This window comes from Staphylococcus sp. MZ3 (assembly GCF_018622755.1).
GTDB lineage: Bacteria > Bacillota > Bacilli > Staphylococcales > Staphylococcaceae > Staphylococcus > Staphylococcus aureus.
In genome coordinates, this window is sequence record NZ_CP076026.1 from 2,249,364 (window position 1) to 2,270,808 (window position 21,445).

Consider the following 21,445-nt stretch of genomic DNA (forward strand, 5'->3'; position numbering starts at 1 on the left):
TATATTCCCTAGTTTTTGTAAATAAAACCTCATTATTAATTAATTTTCGTCAATATGTTTTGAAGAACGATATTCTAAAATATCTGGGTCACGATGTTTAATTAAAACCTTATTACTATTTCTCGGTTTCTCCTCACTCAAAGATTTTAAAAGCGACCATATCATCGCTATAATGACCACGGAAAATGGTAACGCAGCAATGATTAATAAATTTTGAATCGCTTGCGTACCACCTGTGTAAATCATGATAATTGCAAATAATGCCATAATGATACCCCAACTCACTTTGACAAATGACTTCGGATTAATATCACCTCTTGAACTCAACATACCTAAAACATAAGTTGCCGAATCCGCTGATGTAACAAAGAAAATCATAATAACAAGTAAAGTAATTAAGCTTAATACAAAACCTAGTGGGTAATGTTGTAGCGTTGCAAAAGTTGCTGTTTCTGTCGCAGCTTTAGCAATATCGGCAATATGATTATCTTGTAAGTAAATTGCTGACGCGCCGAATACCGCAAAGAATATAAAGCAAACTAATGCCGGGACAAAAAGTACACCTAGAATAAATTCTTTAATCGTACGTCCTTTTGACACACGTGCAATAAATATACCTACAAATGGTGCCCAAGATATCCACCATGCCCAGTAAAAGATTGTCCAATTTTGTAACCATTGGAATTTTTGACCGCCTGACGGAATGCGTAAACTCATACTAAAGAAATTTGCAATATAATTACCTAGACCATTCGTAAATGTATTTAAAATGTAAAGCGTTGGCCCAACAATAAAAAGACCAATAAGTACTACAAAAGCAAGTAACATGTTGATATTACTCAACGTTTTGATACCTTTATCGATACCTGACCATGCTGACCAAGTAAATAATATGGTTGCAATGACAATCAAGATTACTTGCATCGTGAAGTTACTCGGTACATTAAATAAAAAATGTAAACCTTCGTTTATTTGCAATGCACCGAAACCTAATGTTGCAGCAACGCCTGTTACTGTAGCTATGACTGCCAATACATCAATGGCACCACCTAAAGGGCCACGCATTGCTTTTTCACCTAATAAAGGCGTCAATGTAGCGCTGACTAAGCCAGGATATCCTTTATGAAAGCTAAAATATGCAAACACAAGCGCGACAATACCATAGACTGCCCATGCATGAATCCCCCAATGGAAAAATGAAAACTGCATTGCATCATTAATTGCAGATTGCGTGCCAGCTTTATGAATAGGCGTTAATTTGAAGGCATGACTGATTGGTTCTGCCGTTGTCCAGAACACAAGTCCTATTCCCATACCAGCACTAAATAACATAGCAAACCAAGACGGCAATGAGAATTCAGGATCTTCGCCTTCTTCACCTAATGTAATGTTTGCGTATCTCGAAAATAAAATATACACACAGACAAATAAAATAACTAAAACGAGCAATAAATAATACCAAGAAAAATGTAGCGCAATAAATGTAGTAATGTTTTGCGTGAGTTTTTCTAACTGTTTCGGAAATATTGCTCCAAAAGCAACAAATATCGTACATATCACTAAAGATACCCAAAACACTAGACTTACTGATTTATTTTTCATAAATACAAACCCTTTCTGTGTAATGGTAAGTTCATACCCATAACTGCAACATTTTAATCATTTGTAATTTTATATAGACACAATTAATAATGCCTCATCTTTTAAAAATGATATATAAAACACACTCAAATTATTTATCATTGAGCAACAAAGTATTTTATTGTATTTAAGTAATGCTTTTTTAATGCATTATTGATTTGATACCTGCAAAGTTGCCATATTTCCGTTTAGATTCAATAGTCGCTAGACACAAAAAATAAGTCGCCCTATACAGTATTTTCTGCATAAGGCGACTTTACTTACTAATCTATATATTAATTACTAATTTCCCAATCATTGATTGTTTTTCCAACAATTGATGTGCTTGATATAAGTTTTCAGGTGATAAACCTTCAAAAACTTGTGTCATTGTTGGTTGATAATGTCCTGATTCTATATTTTTCGTAATATCTTCTAAATACTCATGTTGTTTAATCATATCAGGCGTTCGATGAATTGGACGCGCAAACATAAATTCATGTGTAAATGTTATACTTTTTAATTTTAGTGCATTTAAATCTTGATCTTCATTAAAAGCTACGATAGTTGTAATATGCCCTAATGGTTTTATCAGTTCAATCATAGTATTGTAATACAGGTCTGTATTATAGGTGCAAAATATATAATCTACTAATGGAATTTCTTTTTCTTTAAATTGACGCACTAAATCCTCTTTATGATTCAATACGATATCTGCGCCCATCTTTTCACACCACTCTGTTGTTTCTTGTCGTGATGCTGTTGTAATGACAGTTAAACCATACCGTTTAGCAATTTGAGTGGCAATACTTCCTACACCCCCAGCGCCATTAATGATTAACACGGATTTACCTATATTTTCAGAAGGATTTTGTGAAATTTTAAATGTATCAAAAAACGTTTCATATGCCGTAATACCAGTTAGCGGTAGACTAACCGCTTCATTAGCACTTATGTTGTGTGGTGCCTTTGCAACTATAGCTTCTGACACCAATTGATATGTCGCATTTGATCCTTGTCTATTTGGCGATCCAGCATAAAATACAACGTCACCCGGACTAAATAATGTAACGTCTGGTCCGATAGCTTCAACAGTACCAATAGCATCAAACCCAAGTACACGAGGTGCTTGAGTGACTTTCATTTGACGTTGTTTTGTATCTACAGGATTTAGACTAATGCTATTTACTTTGACTAAGATATCATCGTTTTCTGGCGTTGGCTTTCTTTGTTCGTATACTTTAAATAAATTTCCTTCTTCCAATTTAAAGGGCTTCTCAAATCCTATCATTTTCATATCGTTTCACCTCATTTATGAACTTATTTCTTATTATACAAAATAGAAGCCATGTGTGCTTATATCGCAGCATCATGACTCCTTTTTCATTTGAATATATAAATAATTACAGACGACTTTCGTATTAAATTTTAGACTTATTTCTACCATGTTGCTGAACAAATTTACTTTAGATAAAAAATTATTAAATTTTGGTCAATTAACAAAGTTAGTTTGTTAAAACGTATACTTTATTATTCCGTTACTTTAATAACTTGTTTACCAAAGTTATCGCCAGTAAATAAATTTTTAAATGCATGTGGCGCATTTTCAAAACCATCTTCAATGGTTACTTGTGACTGAATTTTACCTTCTTGAACCCATGTTGCAAGCTGTTCACTAGCTTCTTTAAAAGCATTAGCGAATTCACTTACCAAGAAGCCTCTCATCATTACTTGCTTCTTAATAAGCGTACCTTGAATACGTGGTCCGATATCGGCTTCAGGATGATTATATGACGAAATTGCGCCACATACTGGTACACGTGCAAAACGATTTAAATGCTTAAATACTTCATCGCCAACTGTTCCACCAACATTTTCAAAATAAACATCAATACCATCTGGCACTGCTTGTGCTAACGCTTCTGCAAAATCCTCTTTCTTATAATCAATACCAGCGTCAAAGCCCAGTGTCTCTGTCAAATAATTTACTTTTTTGTCGCCACCCGCAATACCTACTACACGGCAACCTTTAATCTTAGCAATTTGACCTACAACTGAACCTACAGCACCAGATGCAGCTGAAACCACAACAGTATCACCGGCTTTAGGTTGTCCAATATCAAGCAGACCATGATATGCTGTTTGTCCTGGCATTCCTAAAACACTTAAATATAAATCAAGTGGTACATCTGTCGTTGGAACTTTAGTAATTTGATCCGCTTGGACATGATTAATGATTCGCCAAGGCAACATACCTACAACGACATCTCCTTTTTTATAATCTGCGAGTGTCGAATCAATTACTTTTGCAACGACATGGCTAACAATCGGTTTACCAATTTCAAAAGGCTGTACATACGAATCTGCCTTAGTCATACGTCCTCTCATATATGGATCCACTGAAATATACAGCGTTTGTACAAGTACACCATCGCTCTCAAGTTTAGGCGTGTCAATCTCTTCAATTTTGAATGTATCCTCTTGAGGCATGCCTTCTGGTATTTTGTTAAAAAGAATTTGTTTATTTTGCATCATTAATCACCTTTCTTTATTTGAAACTTTTACTTATTTGTTACTTAAGCGTTAAGTTTGAATTGTGTCTTCGTGATGTCTGTATGCAAATACATTCTTAGTTGTTATATTTTGACTTAAGCACTGATTCATTCATGTAACTTCAACCACATTATATTTGCTATAATCATAAATTTAAAATGTTACGACTTAGACATTTTATGGAAACTCTCAAACAATAGATAATTTTTGAAAAGCTCTAATATTACAAGCTTTTTTGCCCCCGAAAAACTAGCAGTTGCTTTATTTTTTCCATAAGAAGTCGATTAACTCATTAGCAACATTTTCATTCTCATGAAGCTGACTATGCTGTGCAGGCTCACCTTCATATTTAGATTCTCGATAACTTTTCGGACTATTTCCCAGTAAATATTTTAATGATTTCGAAGAACTATTAGACACTCTGCCGTCTGAATGTGTACCATCTTTCAGATCTCCATAAATATTTAGCACTTCGATACCTTTACCTTTATAAATATCTTTTAGCACGCGTAATTGCTGATAAGGTTGATTCATTCGACTTGGTTTACCATCTTTATCAACTGTAATTTCATTGACATCTTCATTCATATTTAAAACACCATTAAATGTCCCTGCAATATTCACTTGTTTGTTTAACTGTGGCAGTGACTTGTCGTTACCATATGTCATCATATATTGTGCAAATGTTAAGTTCCCCATTGAGTGACCGACAAAGTTGAATTTATCGAAATTGTATTCAGATTGTAACTTAGTCAGTACATTTTTAAACCACGCAGCATTCTTATCCAAATAGCCTTGTCTGTTATTTTCAAGTTCAATTTTCACAATAGGATTCACTGCATCTTTTCTTAGTTTCCCTTTAAATGTCACTGCCCCATCCTTTGAAACGTAGGCAGTGATGATATCTTTAGTTACCCCTCTTTTTTCTGCTTGTTTCACCATAAACTTTTCAGAATTGGCACTACCACCAAATCCATGTAAGAACAATGTTGGAATTGGCTTTTTAACAAATTGCTGTTGTTGTATTTTAAATGTTTGTGCCTGTCGTTGACTAAACACCACCGTAATAATAGAGCCTATAATAATAGCGACCGCTAACAATGTCGTAATAATTACAAAAATTTTCTTCACACTTTTAACTCCCATTCATGTCTTTTATATAAGTATAAAGGATGTGATTAAAAATGTCCTTTAGTTGATTTTGAATACATCATTAACTTTTAAGATGACTTTGGAAAGTTGTCCGTTAACGTTTGTTAATTGATTGCTTATTTAACTTTCAATCGTGTGTCACCCATTGATTAATATATAAATATGTATATGCATGTTTAATTTATCTCTTTCTATAAATAAAGACCTACCAGCACTCGACTGATAGGCCTTTTAATATCTCTAATTATTTAATTTCTTTTGTTTCGGCTAACTCTTTGTACCAATAAGCACTTTTCTTAGGATAGCGTTCTTGAGTCTCAAAATCGACATAGAATAAACCATATCGTTTTTCATAACCATTTGACCAAGAGAATACATCCATTAATGACCAAATAAAGTAACCTTTTACATTTGCACCATCTTTAATAGCATCTGCAATAACGTTTAAATGTTGTCTTACATAATCAATACGTGCATCATCATGAACTGTTTTTTCAGATTCAATAAATTCATCTTTATATCCTAAACCATTTTCAGTGATATAAATCTTATGATAGTTAGGATAATCTTTAACAACACGCATGATTTGATCATATAAACCTTGAGGATAGATCATCCAGTCCCAGTCTGTGCGAGGTACGTCGACATCAAATTCACGTTGTCCGACACCTTTAAGTTGGTATTTAGAACCGCCTTTATCACCTGTCGCATTATGCGTGATTTCAGATTCTCCATCGTAACCTCTCATCCAATCACTCATGTAGTAATTGATACCTAAGAAGTCGTTTAAATCTTTGGCTGCATCTAAAATGGCATAATCTTCATCTGTAATGTTTAATTTACCGCCATTAACAGATAAGATATGTTGCACACCTTCCATCGTTTCACGAGAATACTTACCTAAATATGTTGCATCTAAGATGAATTTATTATGGATGATATCTTCTAATTCTGCTGCACGAACATCTTCAGGATTTGATGGATCGAACGGATATTTTGTTGGCAATGCGTGTACAACACCAATTTCTCCTTGATAGCCGCCATCTTTAAATAATTTTACTGCTCTTGCATGAGCAACCATCATATTGTGATGTGATTGGAAAACTTTTTCAAAATCATATTTAATACCTGGAGGGAATTTACCTACTAAATATTGACCATCACCAATAGGTCCAATTTCATTGAATGTAGTCCAATATTTTACTTCTGGGAACTCTTTAAAACAATATTCAGCATAATCTACAAAGTAGTCAATCGTTTTACGATTTAGAAAATCGCCATCTTTGTGTAACACTTCTGGTGTATCAAAATGATGCAATGTTACAAATGGTTCAACATGACGTTTATGACACTCTGCAAATAACTTATGGTAATACTCAACACCTTTAGGGTTAACTTCGCCATATCCATTTGGGAAGATACGTGACCATGCAATTGAAATACGGATACCATTAACACCGAATTTTTCACTTAATTCTAAATCCACTGGATATCTGTTATAAAAATCACTCGCTGGTTCTGCAGTGTACCAATAGTTTTCTTCCAAATACGTATCCCATGCTACACGACCTTTACCATCCGTATTTGTCGCACCTTCTGCTTGATATGCTGCTGTTGCTCCACCAAAAATAAAATCTTCAGGTAATGTTTTAGTCATATGAAAAACTCCTATTCTTAATTTTCAAATTGTTTTTGTACGAAATCAAGGGCTGCTTGGCCATCTCGTGTCAATTTGATATATTCAGCACCTTGAGTCTTCGCTAATTTAATACCTAATCTATCTGTATCTTGCTTAATATCTTCATAGTTAGACGCAACTTGTGGCGCTAAAATGATTAATTGGTACTCTTTCATAATGTCCATATGTGCGCCATATCCGCCAGCTGCCGCTTTCACTGGCACATGATATTCTTCAGCTGCTTTATTAAGTGCATTGGCTAATAATCCACTTGTACCACCACCGGCACAAAGTACTAAGACATTTGTTTGTTCTGTGATATTTGAAGCTTTAGCTGCATCTTCTGATACACCACTTGCCGCTAAAATTGAATCAGCTTTTTTCGTATCAAAGTTTGCTGCAACTTTTTCTTTTAAATCTGAATTACTTTCTTTACGTCCTTCTTCTTCATCAAGAATTTCACTATCATAAACTTTTAGGAATGGGTAGTAAATAATAATATCTACAACAATCAAAGTAATAGCTAGTACGAATGACCATAAACCAAAACCTGTACCCATGATAATGCCCAATGGACCTGGTGTTGTCCAAGGTAAATTCACACTAAAACTATTCATTCCTAACACTTCAACGAAAAGTTTGAAAATCCATACGTTAACAATTGGTGCTAATACAAATGGAATAAAGAACACAGGATTCAATACTAGTGGTGCACCAAATAAAATTGGTTCGTTTACACCAAAGAATGTTGGTACAACTGATGCACGTCCAATCGCTTTGTTTCGTTTAGATTTCGTCATCCACATAAACATGAACGGGACGACCAATGTTGCACCCGTACCTCCAAAAGTAACGATAAACATTTGTGTACCTGATGTAATAATTTTATCTGCGTGTTCTCCAGCTTGAAGCAACTTGAAGTTCGCTTCGATATTCGCATATGTAATGGCTGCAATTGCTGGCTCTACTATTGATGGACCATGAATTCCTACAAACCAGAATAATGCAAAGGCACCAAAGATAATTGTGACACCAATCCATCCATCTGCTGCTGTAAATAATGGTTCGAATAATTTTAAAATACCTTCCGCTACATTTGATTTAAAGCTGTTGCGAATGACTAAATCTAATGCATAAAGAATGATGATTACCGCTGAAAATGGAATTAAGTCCTTAAATACTTGTGAAATATTCGGCGGTACTTCTTTCGGCATTTTAATTGTAATATTGCGCTTCACACAGAAGTTATAAACAATAACAGTTACAAATGCTGATAAAAATGCTGTTAATAAACCTTTAGTTCCCATAAATGCACTTAAGAATCCACCATCTTTGGCTGGATCAGAAGCTAAGAACAAGAATCCACACATCGCTGCTAGCATTGTAGAAATAAAGTTAATTTGATTTGTACTTTCTAGCTTACGGTTAAATGAATCTGTTAAAGATTTCGCTGTCGTTCCTGCTACTAAAAATGCTACAAGCCCCATCGTATAGTTATATGGTTTCATTAAAATGGCTTCCATGCCTTTATCCCATTTAAAACCAAATATATTTGGCACGTATGCAATTAATAGAAAGATACTTGAGAATAAGATGACAGGCATTGCAGAAATAAATCCATCACGGATGGCTCTTAAATATATGTTACGTGATAATTTCTCGAAAAATGGCTTCCCTTTTTCAATTTGTGCGATCAATTTTTGCATCATTGTCATCACCCTCTTTTATAAAATTCTAATAAATGCTTCATTAAATCTTTCAGTAAAATTGTTGTCATTAAATGGTCTTGACCATGCATCATCGTTACACTGTATGCAATATCATCACCTTGCGCTTCTTTAGCTAACAGGCTTGTTTGTGCTCTATGCGCTTCAGCAATGCAATTGTTTCCTTCTTCAATCAATGCATCTGCTTTTGCAAAATCTCCAGCTTGAGCTGCTGTCAATGCTTCTAAAAACTTAGAACGTGCATCCCCTGCAAATGCAACAATTTCAAAACCTAATAATTGGACTTCTTCTCTATTCATAGCATTAATCCCTTTTTATACTTATTTTCTTTGTTTCCAAGATGTCGCAGTATCTTTTAATACTTTATTTAAGTCATCAATATTTTTGAAACCAGTTGTACGTAACCATTCACGAGCAGCATCTTCACCTTGTTCAATGTATACTTGAACAGCACCAGACCATGTAGCACGGCCACAAAGTACACCGTTGAATTTAGCACCAGCTTCGTGAGCAAATTTTAAAGTTTCTTGGAATAATTCCGCAGAAACACCAGCACTTAAGTAAATGTATGGTAAATGAGTTGCTGCATCTTGATTTTTAAAGTGTTGTGCCGCTTCCTCTTTTGTATAAACCACTTCACCTTCAGCAAAGCCTTCTACATACTTCATGTTTACTGGTACTTCAACTTTCAATACATCAACATTAAAGCGTGGTTCTGAGAATAATTTCATTGCTTCGTTAACCTTTCTAGGCTTAACTTTTGCGAATTCAACACTACCGTTATCAGGAATGTTGTCATCGTATGTTAATACTTCTAAGAAGAAAGGAATGTCTTCTGCAACACATTCTGAACCGATTCTTTCAATGTATGCTTTCTTTTGAATGTTAATTTCTTCAGCATCATCAACATCATAGTAAAGTAAGAATTTAACAGCATTTGCACCTTGTTCTTTTAAACGTTTTGCAGACCACTCTACTAAACAGTCAGGTAAACGACCTTTAGCGTTTACGTCATATCCAGTTTTTTCATAAGCAAGTAATAATCCACAATCTTTGTTACGTGCATCAGATGCTGGTAAACCGTATTCTGGATCTAATAAAATTGAAGACGCATATTGTGTTAATTCTTCCGCAACCAATACTTTTAATTGTTCAATTTGAGCGACAGTTGGCTCTTCCGTTTGATGTTTAGCCATCATTCGTTTTAAAGCACCACGTTGGTCAAATGCTAATGCAGAAATGATACCTTCGTTATTACTTAATTGTTCAATTGATGCGATTTTTTGATTAGATTTTGACATTATTTACACCTCTAAAACTTCAATTTGATTGAATAATTCATCATAATTATTTAAATTGACATATCCTGTTTGTGCTTCTTGCGCATTCAGCATGCCTAAAGTATTAGCTTTTTTTAGTAAATCGTGGTCGTTTTCATGATTGAGAATTGCTGAAGTAATTCCAGCAACTGTAGAATCACCTGAACCAACCGGATTTAATACGCTTATTGTCGGAATATTCACTCTATAGAATGTATGATTGTGCTTAGCTAATGCACCTTGTGCACCTAAAGACACAATAATCCACTCAATCCCTTCGAATAAGGGTTGTGACACTGCCTGTTTCAAACTTTCTAAACTTTCATCAAGTGGCTGGTTAAGCAATTGATATAGTTCAGAAATGTTTGGTTTAATGACTGTTGGTTTGTATGGATTTTCCAAAACTGTTTGCAAAGTTGCACCCGAGCAGTCCAATATCACAGGCACACCTTTGTTTTGGCATCGTTCAATAATTTGTGCATAATAATCTTGATTTAATCCTTTAGGTAAGCTACCTGAAATAGCAACTGCTTCAACTTTTTCTAATAATTGCTCAAAATGTTTAATAAATCCTGCAGCCTCTTGATTATCAATCTCCGGTCCCTGCTCTAAAATTTCTGTTTGTTGCCCTTCATGTAAAATTGCAATGCAGTTTCGTGTTTCACCCTTAATGTTATAAAATGCATGCTTGATGTCGGCATGATCTAATTTTTTAGCAATAAATTGACCTAATTCACCGCCAATAAAACCACTCGCAAGGACTGGCTCGCCTACTTGCGCAAGTACTCTTGTTACATTTAAACCTTTACCACCAGCTGTTTTACTTACTTCTTGAACACGATTAACATCATCTAATTTCAATGCTGTTAATGGATATGAAATATCAACGGATGGATTTAATGTTAAAGTTAAAATCATATGTGTCGTCCCTTAATCGTGGTATTCGCCTCTGTCCCATTTTTCTAAGAATTCATCAAAGAAATGTGGATCAGCTTGATCTGCATTGCTTGTTTCTAAATGTTTAATTTTAGCGATTAATTTTTTATTCTCTTCAGTTGGTTTATATTCAGCGTTAATAAATGCATCGATAATATCGCACATTAATAACTCACCAATAATACGTCCACCAAAGCCAATGACGTTCGCATTTAATTCTTCTTTAGCATATAACGCTGATGTCATATCACGTACTAGTGCTGAACGAACGCCAGGTACTTTATTTACAGCATTGTTAATACCAACACCTGTTCCACAAATACAAACACCTAAGTCTGCATTCCCGCTAACAACTTGTTCGCCAACTTTTTTACCAAAAATTGGATAATGTGTTCTTGTGAAATCGTATGTTCCTACGTCAATGACTTCATGTCCTTTTGATTTTAAAAATTCAGATACACGCATTTTTGTATCTGTAACAATATGGTCGCATCCTAATGCAATCTTCATAGTAATTTTTCCTCCTTAGCACATTTTATTAAGCATATCTACGCGGATTTGGTGTCTACCACCATCGTATTTACCTTCAACAAAACCTTTAACGACATTTTTCGCTAATGTGTCTCCAACAATTTCAGATCCCATAGTGATCATTCTTGAATTGTTATGGCCTCTAGTCATATATCCAGAGCGTTCATCTGATACTTCAGCAGCAATCATGCCTTTGATTTTTGTAGCAACCATAAAGCTACCTGCACCAAATGCATCGATAACAATACCTAAGTTACCTTCTTGACTTTGAACATCTTTTGCTACAGCCAAAGTTGCATCAACAAAGTCAACTTCCTGTCCTTCTGTTACGTCAACAACATCATATTTATTGTCTAATAAGTATGATTTGATGACTTCTTTTAATCGTTTGCCAGCTTCATCTGAACCAATAATAATCGCCATAATAAGACTCCTTTTTACTTTAATTTTGAAATACCTTTCTTAAAATATGACATATTTATTTGTAGCTTATGAAAATCTTGAGAAAAGGCTTTCAATTTGATTACGTTTAAATTATAAACATAAACAAACAATAAATCAACATAATATGTTTATAATCTGTTTGTTTATGACATGTTTTCAAACAATAAGTGAACATTCATATTGTGGTGTTGTTTTAATTAGGTATTCGTCTGAAATTGTAGTAAAACTTTGTCGAGGTTCCCATTTACATAAATTTGCAAAAAAAATAACCCATAAATGAATGCAAATTCACATTCACTTATGAGCATATAGATACATATTTTAACAATGCAGTTATACTTTTAATTTAGTCGACTACTTCAATATATGTTTTAATCGTTTCTACTTTTTCTTCATCTTCATAGTCCATGACCACTGCAGTCAATTCGTTTAACTGACAAAATGATGTAAAATCTTCTTTGCCAACTTTCGTATGATCGATTAACAAGTATTTTTCAATTGAATTACTTAGTGCCAATTGTTGCGTATAGGCTTCATCTAATGTAGATGTCATCACAGCACCTTTATTTACTGCGTTACTACTAAAGAACATCTTGCTAAATCTTAGTTTTTCCAACATGGCATTCGCCATTTCACCTACAAATGCTTCTGTAATATGGCGCATTTCACCACCAATTAAATAGACACGAAAATGTGCTGTTTGTTTTTCTAACAAAATTTTATACACCGGCAAACAATTCGTAATAATTGTGAGCGTATGATGATTGACTTCTTCTGCTAATAGTTCCACTGTTGTTCCTGGTCCGAAAAACAAAGTATCCCCATCTTCAATTAATGATGCAGCTTTTTTAGCTATAAATCGTTTTTCTGCAATTTGACGGGTATGTTTTTCTTTATGCGATATTTCTTTATACTGAAATGTTGAATTACTGCGTGCACCACCATGAATCTTCGTTAAAATCCCTTTATTTTCCAACTCAATTAAATCTCTTCGAACTGTCATATCAGACACATTTAAACCTTCGACGATTTCATTCGTTCTTATCGTGCCCTTTTTATTCACTAGTTTAGCAATTTCGTCCAAACGTTCATGTTTATTCAATGTAAAATTGCCTCCTTTATTTAGGCGATGGGTCATTATCCTTTATGTTTAGACATCAATTTTAATATACATGCTTATTCTATAATAAAAATTGCGTAAAAACTAATATAATTTAACTGTTCGATTATATGTATAATTCATTTTTAAAAAGAACTGTTTAAACTGCGCTTTTGATAATCGTAAAATGAATATACTATAATAAAAGCAAAAGACGTTATAAATCATTCATTATTTTGATGGGGTGTTTATTTTGAGAAATGATTTAGAGACATTAAAACATATTATAGATAGTTCGAATCGTATTACATTTTTCACAGGTGCTGGTGTATCTGTCGCAAGTGGCGTTCCAGATTTCCGTTCAATGGGTGGCTTATTTGATGAAATTTCAAAAGATGGACTTTCGCCAGAATACTTGTTAAGCCGTGATTATTTAGAAGATGATCCTGAAGGTTTTATCAATTTCTGCCATAAGCGTTTACTATTTGTCGATACGAAGCCTAATATCGTTCATGATTGGATTGCAAAATTAGAACGTAATCAACAATCTTTAGGTGTCATCACGCAAAATATCGATGGTTTGCACTCAGACGCTGGAAGTCAACATGTTGATGAATTACATGGCACGTTAAATCGTTTTTATTGTAATGCATGTCATAAATCTTATACGAAGTCAGATGTTATTGATAGAACTTTGAAACATTGTGATAATTGTGGTGGTGCCATTCGACCGGACATCGTATTATACGGTGAAATGTTAGATCAACCTACCATCATAAGGGCATTAAATAAAATTGAACATGCTGACACCCTTGTCGTATTAGGTTCGTCACTCGTTGTGCAACCTGCCGCAGGATTAATATCAAATTTTAAAGGTGACAATTTAATTATTATCAATAAAGATCGAACACCTTATGATAGCGACGCTACTTTGGTCATACATGACGACATGGTTTCCGTTGTAAAATCATTAATAACAGAGTAATCAGTAGGTAAAAAGCATTTCCCGAGTAACAGGGAGATGCTTTTAATTTTGGAGTTGCGTTTTTGGAATTCGGAGTTTGGTTTTCGGAATTCGACATTTGGAATTCCGAATTATAATGAGTGAGAAATTTTATTTATTGAGTATAGAATGACTTGCTTGGTTTTATAGCGATTTTTATTTGATGGATTGTTTTTTGTTTGATGTTGGGATGCTACTTTTAATGGTTTGTCATTTGTAAGATTAAAAATAAACATAAAATAAGTAGAAAAATAAAAGATACGAATATTAAAAAATTAGATATCTTCATTATCAAATTCCGATATTAAATCATTATATTTTTCAGAATATCTTGCATAATCTTCATTATTATTAAAAGCTAGCCATAGACCTCTATCATCATATAAATGATATATTAAGTTTTTAGTATTGTTAATTATATATATTTCAGAATAATTATCATTCTGATTGATATTTGGAACTAACCCTTTAAAGTCTTGATTGGATATAGCTTTTAATAATTTTTTATATTTTATATCTTTTATGGAACACTTATATGAAAACTCCTCGCACAAAATATTATCATCCTTCTCCTTTTTATATTCTTTAAAGTAATACAATTCATCTATTGTTAACGATGTAAATTTTTTTATAACATTTGTTTTCTTATAAGGTTCACTATAAACATATACTACATGAACCAAATTTATAGAATCAGAAGGCGAAAACAAATCTTCAAAAATGTTTATTGCATTATCATATACAGCTAAAAAATAAGTATTATTGATAGTTTTATCGTCCTCCAAAAACTGGTATTTATCGCCACTTAAACTTAAATGAATTGCGTTTTTTACCTTTCTAAAATTCAACTTTTTTATATCCAAATTATTTATATCAAAGCACATAATTTACAACACCTTATTCCCTTAAGATTTTTCCTTCTTTAGTTAAAGAAGCTATTCTTTTTCCTTTGTTATTGATTAACTTCCAATAAGAACCACCATGTGATTGTCCTTTATTTTTGGAAATAGTCCATTTAGTTTTTGGATCTCTCCAGGTAGGATTTTTCCCTTAAACCTTTTGAGTAAATTTACCAATACTCATCCCCTTATCATTTAACAAACTTTTATTAATGTTTTTGGTTATATTATGAGTCTTTACTGCTTTTAGATTGTAAAAATTATCGTCATAAATAGTGGTATTTTCCGAGATTCAAATGGTACAAAGTACATTGTAATATGCATAATGATACCTGTAATTAATGTAATAATAGAAAAGTGTATATATCTCATATCGCCACCTTCTATACAACTTATTAAATAATTAATTCCAAGACATATTAATTATTTAATTATAACCTTAGTTACGTTATTACATAATATAAAAATATATAATAACTTATTTGCTTGCTCCTTTCACTTTTTAAGAGTAAAAAATAACCTGAAACATAGACTTTAACATCCAAGTTTCAGGTTAGTGTAATGTAAATGATTTACTTTGTTATATTATGATTAAACATCTAATTCTCTGCTTGTAAGTGCTTTAATCATCTCTGGATCAGCATGTGAGAAAAATTGGCTATTACTTTCTTCTAATGTCGCAATTTGTTGTTTATCTTCTTCTGTAAGTTCAAAATCAAATATATCTAAGTTTTGAGCCATACGTTCTGGATTCACTGATTTTGCGAGTACAACGATGTCACGTTCTACTAACCAGCGTAAAATAACTTGTGCTATTGATTTGTTATATTTATCTGCAATGGCCTGCAACAATTGATTTTGGAATAATTGATTTTTACCTTCTGCAAATGGTGCCCAAGCTTCTACCACAACATTCTCTTTTTGAAGTGCTGCAACTTGTTCTTCTTGTTGATGGAATGGATTAATTTCTATTTGGTTCACTTGTGGTTGAATTTGATTGTGAATACCTAAATCTACAATTCGATCAACGCCGAAGTTAGATACACCGATTGCTTTAATTTTACCATTTTCTTTTAACTCTTCTAATGCACGCCATGAGCCATATACATCATTGTAAGGTTGGTGAATAAGCACTAGATCAATATAGTCCAAATTTAATCGTTGTAATGATCGTTCGATTGATTTGATCGTATCTTCATAGTTAACATTTTCAATCCATACTTTAGTCGTAATAAATAGCTCACTTCTATCAATTCCTGAAGCTTCAATACCTTGACCTACTTCAGTTTCATTTAAATAACTTTGTGCTGTATCAATATGTCTATAGCCCGCTTTAATTGCTTCTATAACCGCTTCTGCTGTTTGTTCTTGAGGAATTTGAAATACTCCGAAACCTAATACTGGTATCTTTACATCTTTACTTATTTCAATATGATTCATAAAATGAACCTCCTTTATCTTGTATGTCCACTATAAACCATGGAGCGAACTCTATAGCAAGCCATAGGTTTACTTTCTCTCCCAAAGACGTTCAACATTTACATCATGATTATCACTAGCATTGATTTTAGCAATATGATTATCATAATTATCAATTTTATATTGTAGTAAATCTCTCGCATCATGAATTGTCTTTAAGTTTTCATTTAATTCTTCGAGTTGCTTATTTAAAATTTGCTTTTGCTGTGCTTGAATATTTTCATTTTTAGGAAGCTGCGCTAACCTGCAAAATTCGATAAGCGATTCAATACTGACGCCTGCATTTCGCAAATTTTTCACTAAATAAATCCAATTTAAATCACTATCATTATATATTCTATATCCATTTTCATCTCGATTAACAGGTGGAATCACACCAACCTTTTCATAATATCTTAAAGTGTCTTGAGATATATTCATGAGCGCTACGACTTCTTTAGTTTTCATTGCGACTATCCTTTCAGTTATGTTTGGTCGTCTAAAGTTATGTTGGTTTATATATTGCCATCTTCGTTTGAATACTTCTTATTTTATTACTCAAATTTAAATTTGTCTCTTTTTTAACATTTTACATTTCATCGTTTTTAATTACTTTAAAAATTGTATAACTTAAATATTTAAAATGATATAATCACTAAGATTGATAATATTTAATTTTTTTAAAATTATTTTCGTTGCATTTTTTGGGTGATGCGGAAAATTTGGGTGATCGATTGTTTATATGCATCAACATTCTTTGTGGATTGTTTGACAGTAAACAGTCATTTGTATACGTTAACGAATTTTGAAAAATTGAATCATTATTTAATCATAATATTCATTGCGCACGCGCAACACAAAAGGAGACATGTCAATGACATATAGAATGAAGAAATGGCAAAAATTATCCACCATTACGTTATTAATGGCCGGTGTGATTACTTTTAATGATAGTGAATTCAGAAGTGTTGATAAACATCAAATCGCTGTGGCTGATACGAATGTTCAAACGACAGATTATGAAAAGTTGAGAAACACATGGCTGAACGTTAACTACGGTTATGATAAGTATGATGAGAGTAATCAAGATATGAAGAAGAAGTTTGAGGCTACGGAGAATGAGGCAAAGAAATTACTTAGTGAGATGAAAACTGAAAGTGGAAGGACTTACTTGTGGGAAAACGCAAAAGATTTAGATAATAAGTCTGCGGATATGACTCGTACCTATCGTAATATTGAGAAAATCGCAGAAGCAATGAAGCATCCTAAAACCACTTTAAATACTGATCAAAATAAAAACAAAGTTAAAGATGCCCTTGAGTGGTTGCATAAAAATGCCTATGGAAAAGAACTAGGTAAAAAAGTAAAAGAATTAAGTGAGAATTTTACTAAAACAACTGGTAAGAATACCAATTTAAATTGGTGGGATTATGAAATTGGAACACCTAAATCATTAACAAATACCCTTATACTCTTAAAAGAAGATTTTACTGATGAAGAAAAGAAAAAATACACTGCCCCTATTAAAACTTTCGCCCCAAAAAGTGATGAAATATTATCTTCTGTAGGAAAAGCTGAACCTGCTAAAGGCGGAAATTTAGTAGACATTTCTAAAGTAAAACTTTTAGAAAGTATTATCGAAGAAGATGCAACTATGATGAAAAATTCAATAGATGGATTTAATAAAGTCTTCACTTACGTTCAAGATTCTGCAACTGATAAAGAACGTAATGGATTTTATAAAGACGGCTCATATATCGACCATAAAGATGTCCCATACACTGGTGCTTATGGCGTTGTACTCTTAGAGGGGATTTCTCAAATGATGCCGATGATAAAAGAAACACCTTTTAATGATAAAACCCAAAATAATACAACCTTAAAATCATGGATTGACGACGGATTTTTACCACTCATTTATAAAGGTGAAATGATGGATTTATCACGTGGTAGAGCCATTAGCCGTGAAAATGAAACGAGTCACTCAGCATCTGCAACTGTAATGAAATCATTGTTGAGATTGAGTGATGCCATGGATGATTCAACAAAAGTTAAGTATAAGCAAATCGTTAAAACTTCTGTTAAATCTGATTCAAGTTATGACTCAAATGACACATTAAGTTCTTATTCAGACATAGATAAAATGAAAAAGTTAATGGATGATAGCACTATTTCTAAAAATGATTTAACACAACAACTTAAAATATATAATGAAATGGATCGTGTCACCTATCATAACAAAGACTTAGACTTTGCATTTGGTTTAAGTATGACATCGAAAAACGTCGCACGTTACGAAAGTATCAATAATGAAAACCTAAAAGGTTGGCACACTGGTGCTGGAATGTCTTATTTATACAACAGCGATGTCAAACACTATCGTGATAACTTCTGGGCGACAGCCGATATGAAACGTTTATCAGGTACAACAACTTTAGACAATGAAATATTAAAAGATACGGATGATAAAAAGTCGAGTAAAACTTTTGTTGGCGGAACAAAAATTGATGACCAACATGCTAGTATCGGAATGGATTTTGAAAATCAGGACAAAACTTTAACTGCCAAAAAATCATATTTCATATTAAACGATAAAATTGTCTTCTTAGGAACTGGCATTAAAAGTACTGATTCATCAAAGAATCCAGTTACAACGATTGAAAATCGCAAAGCGAATGGGTATACGTTATATACAGACGATAAACAAACCACAACTTCAAATGATCAGGAAACCAATTCCGTCTTTTTAGAGTCCACAGATACAAAAAACAACATCGGTTATCATTTTTTAAACGAATCGAAAATAACTGTAAAAAAAGAAAGTCATACTGGTAAGTGGAGTGATATAAATAAAAGTCAAAAGCAAGACAGTAAAACTAATCAATATTATGAAGTAACTCAAAAGCATTCTAATACAGATAGTAAATATGCATATGTGTTGTATCCAGGCTTATCTAAAGATGACTTTAATACAAAAAAAGATAAAGTAACTGTCGTTAAACAAGATGATGACTTCCACGTTGTGAAAGATAATGAATCGGTTTGGGCTGGTGTTAATTACAGCGATAGCACTCAAACTTTTATCATTAACAACACTAAAGTAGAAGTTAAAGCCAAAGGTATGTTTGTACTTAAGAAGAAAGATGATAACACTTATGAATGTAGCTTCTATAATCCTGAATCTACAAATTCCGCTACCGCTTCAGATATTGAATCTAAAATTTCAATGACTGGATACTCTATTACAAACAAAAATACATCAACTTCTAATGAATCCGGCGTGCGCTTTGAATTACAATAAACATTAAATAAAGATGATAATTAATGATTTAAAATTATAGTAACATGATGGTTTATTATATTTCTTTTTTCAAAATACACGGGTCATATCCCTCGTTAAAAACTATTACTAAAAATCAAAAATATAAAAAAATCAAAAAGTATGTTTTAAACTTTATGAAACGTGTTATATAAATAGTGTAATATACCACAACATTAAAAGGAGATTGAGATATGAAACTAAAATCATTTGTTACTGCCACTTTAGCATTGGGATTATTATCAACAGTAGGTGCAGCTTTACCGAGTCATGAAGCATCTGCAGATAGTAATAACGGTTATAAGGAATTGACAATGGATGGGAAACACACTGTACCTTACACGATCTCAGTAGATGGTATTACTGCATTACATCGAACTTACTTTGTTTTTCCAGAAAATAAAAAGGTACTTTATCAAGAAATTGACAGTAAAGTAAAAAATGAATTAGCTTCTCAACGTGGTGTTACAACAGAAAAAATTAATAATGCACAAACAGCAACGTATACACTTACTTTGAATGATGGTAATAAAAAAGTAGTGAATCTAAAGAAAAATGACGACGTTAAAAATTCAATTGATCCAAGTACAATCAAACAAATACAAATTGTAGTTAAATAATAATTTGAAAATAGTTTTATAGGGCAAGCGCTGAAAAATTGGCGTTTGTCTTTTTAGTTATTGAACGAATGATCGAACTTGTAATTTATTTTTGTTTGCTTCTCGTAGTAACAGATTGGCCTATACTAAAGTAAATTCGATATTAATGTCTTCCGTAATTTATAATCTAACATAACAGCAAATTACAAATAGCTAGAACACAAATAAATCCCCTCACTACCGTTAATAGTGAAGGGATTTATTTTATTACTTAGACGTATGCTCTATGACAGACATGCTTAACCGTATTAATCAACCTTTTATCATTGCTAAATTTCCAAATCGAAAATTATGAAGTCAATGTCTCAATTTTCATAAACCGTCATTACATTTCCGCATTCATTATTCAGCTTCTCTAATTTCGTCCGCAATATCTTTATAGTCAATATTTGCATTTATGAAATCTTCATCTTGAATTGGAAAATGCTGTTCAAATGTTTCTATATTTTGGATTTCTACCTTAACATCTTCTACTTCAAAATCTAAGACATGTCCACCAAAATTACGATCATCATTTGCAAAGTGTACATGGAATCCTGCTGATCCGATACCATGGAATAGTTCTGGTGTAAAGAACCCAACGACTGAACCTTTGACGTATGTTTCAGTTTGCTCAGGTTGTCTTCTAGCTGAATCAATTAAACGTGTATAAGGTGGCTCTTGTGCCGGCATCATACGTACATGCATTTTTTTAAACAAGCCTGAAATTTTTACTGCAGAAAATAAATTTTCACTCGACATCTTTTCCTTAATTTCTGCAAAAACTGCTTCAGAAGATTTATCTTTCGTTTCATAGCTTGTATCTGCTACGAATTTAGTTACAGTTGCATATGGTGTTAACTCGTCACCTTTTAATTCTACAAATTCTTTATGTTCATTTGCATGGTAAGCTTTTCCATCTAAAAAGATTACCTCACCGTTTGAACCTGTTAGTGTAGCGATACCTAAATCACCATGTTGCAATAATTCATTTATTGATGCAGTTCCTTTTAATAAACCTGCCATTAATGTGCCTAATGTACCATGTTGATATAAAACACTAGCCATA

At 32.9% G+C, this 21,445-nt stretch carries 20 protein-coding genes and 3 pseudogenes; 5 read left to right on the plus strand and 18 right to left on the minus strand.

From position 1 onward, the window contains the following. Positions 1 to 39 precede the first annotated feature (39 nt). The 12 genes from KI230_RS11000 to KI230_RS11055 all read right to left on the minus strand — a co-directional run bounded on the left by KI230_RS11000 (position 40) and on the right by KI230_RS11055 (position 13,062). On the minus strand, positions 40 to 1,602 hold the full coding sequence (locus tag KI230_RS11000) for a BCCT family transporter (protein WP_000792342.1): 1,563 nt from the start codon (positions 1,600 to 1,602) through the stop codon (positions 40 to 42). 307 nt (positions 1,603 to 1,909) lie between these two features. Beyond that, positions 1,910 to 2,917: a zinc-binding alcohol dehydrogenase family protein gene (locus tag KI230_RS11005; protein ID WP_045178407.1), complete on the minus strand. Its 1,008-nt coding sequence runs from the start codon at positions 2,915 to 2,917 to the stop codon at positions 1,910 to 1,912. Between the two features lie 233 nt (positions 2,918 to 3,150). Continuing rightward, the gene (locus tag KI230_RS11010) at positions 3,151 to 4,152 is read right to left on the minus strand and encodes an NADP-dependent oxidoreductase (RefSeq protein ID WP_001180222.1); all 1,002 of its coding nucleotides are present in this window, start codon (positions 4,150 to 4,152) and stop codon (positions 3,151 to 3,153) included. A gap of 282 nt (positions 4,153 to 4,434) precedes the next feature. Continuing rightward, positions 4,435 to 5,304, minus strand: a complete 870-nt coding sequence (locus KI230_RS11015; protein WP_000719329.1) for an alpha/beta hydrolase — start codon at positions 5,302 to 5,304, stop codon at positions 4,435 to 4,437. A 265-nt stretch (positions 5,305 to 5,569) separates the two neighbouring features. Next, positions 5,570 to 6,982: a 6-phospho-beta-galactosidase gene (lacG, locus tag KI230_RS11020; protein ID WP_000169224.1), complete on the minus strand. Its 1,413-nt coding sequence runs from the start codon at positions 6,980 to 6,982 to the stop codon at positions 5,570 to 5,572. A 17-nt stretch (positions 6,983 to 6,999) separates the two neighbouring features. Further along, a complete protein-coding gene (locus KI230_RS11025; protein ID WP_000983332.1) occupies positions 7,000 to 8,712 on the minus strand; it encodes a lactose-specific PTS transporter subunit EIIC in 1,713 nt (570 codons plus the stop codon). A gap of 5 nt (positions 8,713 to 8,717) precedes the next feature. After that, on the minus strand, positions 8,718 to 9,029 hold the full coding sequence (locus KI230_RS11030; RefSeq protein WP_001078309.1) for a PTS lactose/cellobiose transporter subunit IIA: 312 nt from the start codon (positions 9,027 to 9,029) through the stop codon (positions 8,718 to 8,720). Between the two features lie 21 nt (positions 9,030 to 9,050). Next, positions 9,051 to 10,031, minus strand: coding sequence for a tagatose-bisphosphate aldolase (gene lacD, locus KI230_RS11035; RefSeq protein ID WP_000047015.1), 981 nt, complete (start codon positions 10,029 to 10,031; stop codon positions 9,051 to 9,053). Positions 10,032 to 10,034: 3 nt separating this feature from the next. Beyond that, entirely contained in the window at positions 10,035 to 10,967 is a 933-nt protein-coding gene (gene lacC, locus KI230_RS11040) for a tagatose-6-phosphate kinase (protein ID WP_000604138.1), read from the minus strand. A gap of 12 nt (positions 10,968 to 10,979) precedes the next feature. Continuing rightward, positions 10,980 to 11,495, minus strand: a complete 516-nt coding sequence (gene lacB, locus KI230_RS11045) for a galactose-6-phosphate isomerase subunit LacB (protein WP_000684746.1) — start codon at positions 11,493 to 11,495, stop codon at positions 10,980 to 10,982. Between the two features lie 15 nt (positions 11,496 to 11,510). Continuing rightward, complete coding sequence (gene lacA / locus KI230_RS11050; RefSeq protein ID WP_000974608.1) at positions 11,511 to 11,939, minus strand: galactose-6-phosphate isomerase subunit LacA; 429 nt, start codon at positions 11,937 to 11,939, stop codon at positions 11,511 to 11,513. 367 nt (positions 11,940 to 12,306) lie between these two features. Beyond that, positions 12,307 to 13,062, minus strand: a complete 756-nt coding sequence (locus KI230_RS11055) for a DeoR/GlpR family DNA-binding transcription regulator (RefSeq protein ID WP_001032739.1) — start codon at positions 13,060 to 13,062, stop codon at positions 12,307 to 12,309. A gap of 241 nt (positions 13,063 to 13,303) precedes the next feature. Between KI230_RS11055 and KI230_RS11060 the strand changes: the two genes are divergently transcribed. Beyond that, positions 13,304 to 14,044: an NAD-dependent protein deacylase gene (locus tag KI230_RS11060; RefSeq protein WP_025174343.1), complete on the plus strand. Its 741-nt coding sequence runs from the start codon at positions 13,304 to 13,306 to the stop codon at positions 14,042 to 14,044. A 36-nt stretch (positions 14,045 to 14,080) separates the two neighbouring features. Continuing rightward, positions 14,081 to 14,282: pseudogene (locus KI230_RS11065) on the plus strand (hypothetical protein). A 55-nt stretch (positions 14,283 to 14,337) separates the two neighbouring features. On the opposite strand, the gene KI230_RS11070 reads toward KI230_RS11065, so the two are convergent. The 5 genes and pseudogenes from KI230_RS11070 to KI230_RS11090 form a co-directional block, all read right to left on the minus strand. Next, on the minus strand, positions 14,338 to 14,946 hold the full coding sequence (locus KI230_RS11070; RefSeq protein WP_000333461.1) for a DUF3885 domain-containing protein: 609 nt from the start codon (positions 14,944 to 14,946) through the stop codon (positions 14,338 to 14,340). Between the two features lie 13 nt (positions 14,947 to 14,959). Continuing rightward, a pseudogene (locus tag KI230_RS11075) lies at positions 14,960 to 15,196 on the minus strand (SAR2788 family putative toxin); the annotation flags it as partial. A gap of 11 nt (positions 15,197 to 15,207) precedes the next feature. Beyond that, the gene (locus tag KI230_RS11080; RefSeq protein WP_001808034.1) at positions 15,208 to 15,333 is read right to left on the minus strand and encodes a hypothetical protein; all 126 of its coding nucleotides are present in this window, start codon (positions 15,331 to 15,333) and stop codon (positions 15,208 to 15,210) included. Between the two features lie 219 nt (positions 15,334 to 15,552). Further along, the gene (locus KI230_RS11085; protein ID WP_001015492.1) at positions 15,553 to 16,401 is read right to left on the minus strand and encodes an aldo/keto reductase; all 849 of its coding nucleotides are present in this window, start codon (positions 16,399 to 16,401) and stop codon (positions 15,553 to 15,555) included. Between the two features lie 69 nt (positions 16,402 to 16,470). Then, a complete protein-coding gene (locus KI230_RS11090) occupies positions 16,471 to 16,887 on the minus strand; it encodes a MerR family transcriptional regulator (protein WP_000850010.1) in 417 nt (138 codons plus the stop codon). 243 nt (positions 16,888 to 17,130) lie between these two features. Here KI230_RS11090 and KI230_RS11095 point away from each other — a divergent pair. From KI230_RS11095 to KI230_RS11105, 3 genes and pseudogenes are all read left to right on the plus strand, one after another. After that, positions 17,131 to 17,297, plus strand: a pseudogene (locus KI230_RS11095) (hypothetical protein). Next, on the plus strand, positions 17,294 to 19,720 hold the full coding sequence (locus tag KI230_RS11100) for a polysaccharide lyase 8 family protein (RefSeq protein WP_214958266.1): 2,427 nt from the start codon (positions 17,294 to 17,296) through the stop codon (positions 19,718 to 19,720). The pseudogene KI230_RS11095 and the gene KI230_RS11100 overlap by 4 nt, the downstream one beginning before the upstream one ends. Positions 19,721 to 19,932: 212 nt before the next feature. Then, positions 19,933 to 20,358, plus strand: coding sequence for an MAP domain-containing protein (locus tag KI230_RS11105; RefSeq protein WP_001805350.1), 426 nt, complete (start codon positions 19,933 to 19,935; stop codon positions 20,356 to 20,358). A 381-nt stretch (positions 20,359 to 20,739) separates the two neighbouring features. On the opposite strand, the gene budA is transcribed toward KI230_RS11105, so the two are convergent. After that, the gene (budA, locus tag KI230_RS11110; protein WP_214958267.1) at positions 20,740 to 21,444 is read right to left on the minus strand and encodes an acetolactate decarboxylase; all 705 of its coding nucleotides are present in this window, start codon (positions 21,442 to 21,444) and stop codon (positions 20,740 to 20,742) included. Position 21,445 lies beyond the last annotated feature (1 nt).